This window comes from Arsenophonus sp. PmNCSU2021_1 (assembly GCF_036919435.1).
Taxonomy (GTDB): Bacteria; Pseudomonadota; Gammaproteobacteria; order Enterobacterales; family Enterobacteriaceae; genus Arsenophonus; species Arsenophonus nilaparvatae.
The window spans coordinates 59223-65467 of the sequence record NZ_JAZHPL010000010.1; the positions used below are offsets into that span (position 1 = coordinate 59223).

The following is a 6245-nucleotide window of genomic DNA, read 5'->3' on the forward strand; positions in this document are numbered from 1 at the left end:
CGTCATTAATCGTTAAATGAATTCTGTTATGGTTTTGTTTTTGTGTTTTCAGCTATTTCTTTAAGTTTGGCATAAATGTTAAATAATAAAATAATTAATTCACAAGAAACCCGCACACCAATAAGGCCAATAACAATTGTGCTTAATCCATCTATCAAACCTGAGAAAAAACCATCTAAATGACTACCAGTAAAAATAGCAGCAATGCCAGAAAATAAAACAGCGATTATTCCAAGCCAATAAAAAATTATTATTTCCTCTTTTTTATTTATCTGAGTTTATTAATAAATTGTATTCTTAAGACTTTGTTTATTCCAGCGACCCGTAAATTTTATTCTCATTCATTTTTCCTGCTTTTATTTTCAGATAATGTTGATAAATTTTTCTGGCATAGTGGTAACGATTTTTAATTGATGTATTGGTATTTTTCATTCCCGCGTTATACATGCCAGCGGCTAACCAATTTTTACCGTAGAGAGCAAAGTTACGACTTAAAATCATTGCCCCAATATGAATGTTTAAACAAGGATAATTGATTAAATCACTTTCCGTTAACTTAGGGTATTCATTTTTAATTACGTTAAAGGTTTTGCTATTAATTTGTATCACCCCTAAATCGAACGAGCCATCTTTATTTTTGTTTTTTGCATGGGGATTAAAGTTTGATTCTTGTCTGGCAATCGCTCTTAAATAATCGGGATCAATTTGATAATAACTTCCCGCTTTATCAAAACAATCGGCAAGCGATAATTTTGAGATAACAAGGCAAAAAAGCCACATTAAATTTTCATCACCTAGCTCTTTATTCAAAATCAAGAACAATTCGGCATATTGTTGCCCCTATAAAGCAAAATTTTTTTTAAAGAAATTCCAATAAAGACTCTCAATGTTACCTCACCAAATCCGCGTTTTCTACCACTAACTTACACATACCACTTGCAAAATAAATTTTGCATAATTTTATATTTAATTTCAATTATTTATGTTTAATATGCGTATTTTTTAATCATAAAAAACAAATGTTTATAAACATATTTTAAAGTGATTATAAGTGTATTTATTTAACTAATTGTTAATAAAAAATAAATATTAAATGTATGCTTATTTTAATATTATTAAATGTTTATAAACATATTATAAAATGCATTAAATAATGCTTATTTTTAGCGTTTTTCTACATTATATGCTAATAAACATATTATAATATGTTTTAAAGCGTTTTTTAAAGGTTAAAAATTAAACAATAATTAGTCTTGTTTTTATAAAATTAGGAAAAGTTTTTATGAAAGAACAAAATATTCATCGAATGACATTAACAATCCCTTTCACTATCTTGCATTTAATTGATGAAATAATTGATGAAAAATTAAAAGATGGCGAGAATAAATCGACAGCAAATCGTACTGCTGTCGCATTAGATATGTTAAAAATCGGTGCAAGAGTTTTAAAGAAAAAAAGAGAAGATGGTGGTAATCAGGATATTAGTTTGGATGAAAAACTTGCTCTAATTGCTGATTCTGTCCTTAAAACCGAATTAAGAGTTGACTCTATGTTTGAGTTTGCTAATACCAAACCTCAAGATATCGATCAACGAATGATGAATCAATATGGCTACGATGTAGTAAAGAAAAAATTCAGTGAAGTGGATTACAAAGTTAATTATTTTTTCCGAAAAAAATAAAATAACACTTTTTTATTTAAAAGCCCCTAACTTCAGGGGCTTTTAAATTTATTTTTTGTGCTCAATAACTTCTGGTTGAGACGTTTGACCAATAGCGATTTTTTGTGGTTTTTCTTCTTCCGGTATTTCGTAATTAAAGGTTAATGTTAGCAATCCATCGGCTAAGTTGGCATTTTGGATTATGATGCGATGGTCAAGGTCGAAGCTCATCGAAAAGCCTTTTTTCTCAATACCTTTATGTAGCCATTTTTCAGTTTTGCTATCATTACTCTCTTCTTCTTTCTCCGATTCACTTTTTCCTCTGATGGTCAGTTTATTATTCAGTACGGATATATCTAACTCGTGTTGTTTATAACCAGGAACCGTTACTGTGAGTTCTAGATTTTCTTTGTCTTTTTGGTATAAATTATAGGCCGGAATATCTGACAACGGCTTCTCGTCAGTTATTCGGCTAAATAGCTTATCCATTTGGGTAAATCTATCCGATAACAGGTTATCATTGAGCATAGGAATAAGCGAAAAAGAACGGTAAGCCATATTGTCCTCCTTTTTATGCTTATTAACTTTACTTTTAAAATAAGAACTCGCCTCTTTATTTTCAAGTGTCTGATAACTATTTTGTGAAAAATAATGGTTGCATTAGATAAAAAAGTATGACTTAATTAAATCTCTCTCTAGAGATTAACAATCTCTTTTTATTAGTAAAAAATTTTAAGTAATTCAAAATTTAGCGATATCAATACCTCTCTTCATTAATGAGTTCCTTCTGATTAAATACCATTAGTAAAATCATGTTAATCTTTGAGATTTTTGATTAATTAACAAAATTAAGGAACTTATATGTCAAGCATCAATACAGGTATTGTTAAGTGGTTTAACGCGGATAAAGGTTTTGGATTTATTTCACCTAAAAACGGCAGTCAGGATGTGTTTGTTCATTATTCTGCCATTCAGGGTAATGATTATAAAACGCTCTATGAAGGACAGGAAGTGAATTTTTCTATCGAAAGTAGTCATAAAGGACCTTCGGCAATCAATGTAATAGCCTTATGCTAGTACATTAATTTATATTATCGCATAGTTATCTTTATACCATGCGATAATCACATTTAGTACCTATTAAAAATTAATCTCCATACTCTTTTTCTTTAATTTTCTGTTTTTGTTCGTCTTCATGATGATATGAAATATTCATTTCATCGTTTTCTTTTTCCAGTTTCGGTGGTTCTTCTTCGAGTTGAATATCGGGTATTTTCTCATCATCATGCAGTAGTGCCGATTCTAATGTTATATCCTGCTTATCATTAATTTTTTCTATTTCTCTATCTTGCGGTAAACTTTCGGGTATTTCATTTTTAGCGATATTATCCAGTTCAATCACAATCGAATGGTCTTTGGTATCATTTTTTAAGGCTTCATCAAATTGTGATAACGAATAAAGATTGATGCTGTTCTCATCATTACCCTTATTTAATACAATATAGATGCCATCGGATGCACCTTTGTAAGTGGCTTCTTCGAGGTCTGTTTTTCCAGTATAAACGCCAACCGGAATATGGAGATTTGCCCGCTGAATGCCGTGTTCATTGGTGACAGGTAATAACAATTCAGGTCGGTTATGATGGGAAAATCTGGCGACTTCAACCAGTGATTGGTCTATCTTTTGTGCCAACTTCGTGTTGCTAATTTCTTTGCTGTTATCCCAAATTCTGATTTCATTTCTAGCCAGTTGGTCTTCCTGTTTGTTCAGGATGTCATGCGCGGTTAATCTGTCACCGGAATTTTTTGTCAGGTTTTTCATCCAGTTATCCCCATCCCGTAAATAAAGCTGAACGTGCGCTTTTGCGCGGGATAATTCCACATAGGTATTATCCATTGCCGCTATGGTACGCGCGCTTTCATAGACGATGACATACGGATAAGAAGCGCCTTGTGAAGCATAGCTTGTGATGGCATAGGTGTAATCCAGGTGTCTATCAGCGTATTCCTTTTGGGGTTGATAGGTGACGAGCTTGCTGTTTAACTCAATATAGAGCTTATCGTCCTCAATCCGCTTTATCATGCCCCTGTCGTTATTGGCAATATTGCGGTCTTTATCGGTTGTAGTGAGGCGGATTTTTTCACCCTCTGAGACTTCAATGGTTTTATCTTCAAAAAGTGCGACGACGGCAGGATTAACTTCAAGGGGTGACAGGTATTTTTCCTGATTATTTTCCCTATTTATCAGACTAACAATGCCTTCTTTTGAAACCTCTGTTATCTCAAAATAGTGTTGATTGATTTTTGCGACGTGACCCAACTGGTTTTGCCAAAATTGGGTATCTTTTAAATCCGCTTCCTGATGGTTAATGCGTTGTAAAACAGGGATATGGGCTGATTTACCCAGTATTTCTTTACTTTGCATCACGGCATGGATACTTCGATTTAAAAAAGTCCGGTCAGCATTAAGGGGCGTGATAATCACGGTGTTATCGCGGGCTTCTTTCGTTCTGCCTACAAAATCATTCACAATCATTCTGTCAAGGTCGATATGATCTTCGTTATTTCGTCCTTTGCTGAAAGAACCAAAGGTGTTGATGATTGAGCTTTCAGGGATAAAAGCACCTCTATTTCTTGCTACTCGGTCAGGAGAAACCTGGCGAATAATATCCATTGATTTTTGCGTGTTTCTGGCAATGATTGCTTCAATGGCGGGTTTTAATTCGGGTGTCTGTCTAACGATTTCGTCCATCACCACTTTATCGGCGGCACTTCGTTGCCAAGCGAGGGCAAAAGGGGCGCCTCGCTCGAAGGCTTTTAGCTGTTTTGCATCCCCTGAGAGGACGACTCTCCCTGCATTATCCGTGATGTTAACCAGTAATTCAGCCAGGGTTTTATTACCAATCATCGAGCTTTCATCAATCACAAACAGGGTATTTTTATACGATGTTTTGAGGTTATTCTGGTGCTTTTCCATCAGAAAGCTGGCGATGGTTTGAGATTTTATTCCCGCGGCCTGTAATTCATTGACGGCTTTATGGGTGGGTGCGAGGCCTATGATATTAACATCGGGTCGATTATCGTTAAGGGCTTGTGCTACTGTTTTAAATTGGATGGTTTTCCCGACACCGGCATAGCCTTGTATCATGATTGTCTGGTCTTTTGAGGTTAAAACGAGTTCGGCGGCTTTTTGTTGGCCTTGGGTTAATCCGGTAAAATGCAGTTTTTCGTTATTTTGGATTAACGGCAGTTGACTGTTTTTACCTTGTAAAATCTGCGAGAGTATTTTTACTTCGTTATCAAAATCTTCTTTGCGAATAAAGCGACCATAAAACTCGTGCGTTGTTTCATCCTCCCATTTCACTTCGCCTTTTTTTATCCTTTCTTTAAAGGCTTTCAGGCAGTCCTCAAACGAGAAATCACTTGATTTTGCTGCATCAGCAGCGACATCTATGCTATTAAAGACTATATTTGATTTCGTCCGCCGGTCAATGGCGATGTTTAGCTGTTTCTGGATATCAGGGGTGACATTATTTTTAGCGACATCGGCGGCTTCTATGAATGATTCATTACCTTGCTGGATATCAGAGAGCACGGTGGTGCTAATTTCACTTTGTTGTAACCGTTTTTGGATACTTTCGTTATCCAAGCCAGTGATGCCGATAATATTCTTTCCACTGCGCCTTATCTGATTGATGGTCGAATTATTGACCTCTTTTTCGTTAAACACCGCAATCACAGTTTGATTTTTATCAAGGCTATTGCCAAACGCTTCACAGTAGTGATATTCCAGTTTGCTATCGGATTTTGGGGTGAATGACGCTTTTTTACCATGCTCATCTTCCATAATAATTTTATCGGCAAATAAAAAATTGCCTTTTTTTAGCTCAGTCACCGTAAAGGTTTTGCCCGCCTGGATATTTTGACCAAATACACCGGTTGATTTCACGCTATCGCCTTCTCGCAGTTCTATCTCTTGCACTTTAAAAAGACGGTAGTGACTATCGATTTTATTAATCGAGAGGGCAGAGGTGTTACCCGCATTATCCTGTAATAGAAGTTTATTACTTTGTTTGCTAATGCGTGTTATCTGATACTGCTGCCGGTCATTTTCTGTTGTGCGCTCAAGTATCATGCCGACGTTATAGGTATTACGCTGATTGCGGTTTGCCGCATCTAAAAATATCGATTTTTTGGTAGTCACTACCATCTTATTTTCAGACAGCAATCCTTTTTCGATTAAAATATCACGGGTTTGGGTGGTTATTGCTTCTTTTGTTGGGCTATTCCCTGCCTGAATGATGACCTCTTTATTTAAGGCATAAAGGTTAGCAAAATGATTGGCGGCGACCTGTATTCTGTTCGTTTTGTCCTGGTCAGGGATAAAATAGAGATGTTTATCGGCATTGGATTCAAAAGCGTTAATCGGTTCGGTGCCGAGTGCGCGGGCGATTTCACTGGTCAGTCCTTTGTTTTTACGGCTGGCACTATCCAATGCAATAATCGTGTCGCCCTCGGCATAGGAACGACTGAGTAATGCGGCGACTTTGTTAAGGGGTAAATGCTCAGACTGGTAAATCCCGAT

General features: G+C 35.8%; 6 protein-coding genes. 2 read left to right on the plus strand and 4 right to left on the minus strand.

What is annotated here, in order from left to right:
• Positions 1-26: 26 nt before the first annotated feature.
• Both V3224_RS30280 and V3224_RS22820 read right to left on the minus strand, forming a co-directional pair.
• A complete protein-coding gene (locus tag V3224_RS30280; protein ID WP_442891000.1) occupies positions 27-272 on the minus strand; it encodes a DUF4282 domain-containing protein in 246 nt (81 codons plus the stop codon).
• A gap of 37 nt (positions 273-309) precedes the next feature.
• A complete protein-coding gene (locus V3224_RS22820; RefSeq protein ID WP_334472880.1) occupies positions 310-780 on the minus strand; it encodes a lytic transglycosylase domain-containing protein in 471 nt (156 codons plus the stop codon).
• A 502-nt stretch (positions 781-1282) separates the two neighbouring features.
• On the opposite strand from V3224_RS22820, the gene V3224_RS22825 reads away from it, so the two are divergent.
• Positions 1283-1681 carry a relaxosome protein TraM gene (locus tag V3224_RS22825; protein WP_334472882.1) on the plus strand — a complete coding sequence of 133 codons (399 nt, stop codon included), beginning with the start codon at positions 1283-1285 and terminating at the stop codon, positions 1679-1681.
• Positions 1682-1729: 48 nt separating this feature from the next.
• Here V3224_RS22825 and V3224_RS22830 read toward each other — a convergent pair whose 3' ends face one another.
• Entirely contained in the window at positions 1730-2218 is a 489-nt protein-coding gene (locus tag V3224_RS22830; RefSeq protein WP_334472883.1) for an Hsp20 family protein, read from the minus strand.
• Between the two features lie 303 nt (positions 2219-2521).
• Between V3224_RS22830 and cspE the strand changes: the two genes are divergently transcribed.
• Positions 2522-2737: a transcription antiterminator/RNA stability regulator CspE gene (gene cspE, locus V3224_RS22835; RefSeq protein WP_334472885.1), complete on the plus strand. Its 216-nt coding sequence runs from the start codon at positions 2522-2524 to the stop codon at positions 2735-2737.
• 70 nt (positions 2738-2807) lie between these two features.
• Here the strand turns inward: cspE and V3224_RS22840 are convergent.
• The coding region (locus V3224_RS22840) for an AAA family ATPase (RefSeq protein ID WP_334472886.1) at positions 2808-6245 on the minus strand (3438 nt) is incomplete at its 5' end.

Excerpts from the sequence above, each read along its gene's own strand:
- V3224_RS22825 (WP_334472882.1), top strand. The coding sequence starts at position 1,283 with ATGAAAGAACAAAATATTCATCGAATGACATTAACAATCCCTTTCACT.
- V3224_RS22820 (WP_334472880.1), bottom strand. The coding sequence starts at position 780 with ATGTGGCTTTTTTGCCTTGTTATCTCAAAATTATCGCTTGCCGATTGT.
- V3224_RS22830 (WP_334472883.1), bottom strand. The coding sequence starts at position 2,218 with ATGGCTTACCGTTCTTTTTCGCTTATTCCTATGCTCAATGATAACCTG.
- cspE (WP_334472885.1), top strand. The coding sequence starts at position 2,522 with ATGTCAAGCATCAATACAGGTATTGTTAAGTGGTTTAACGCGGATAAA.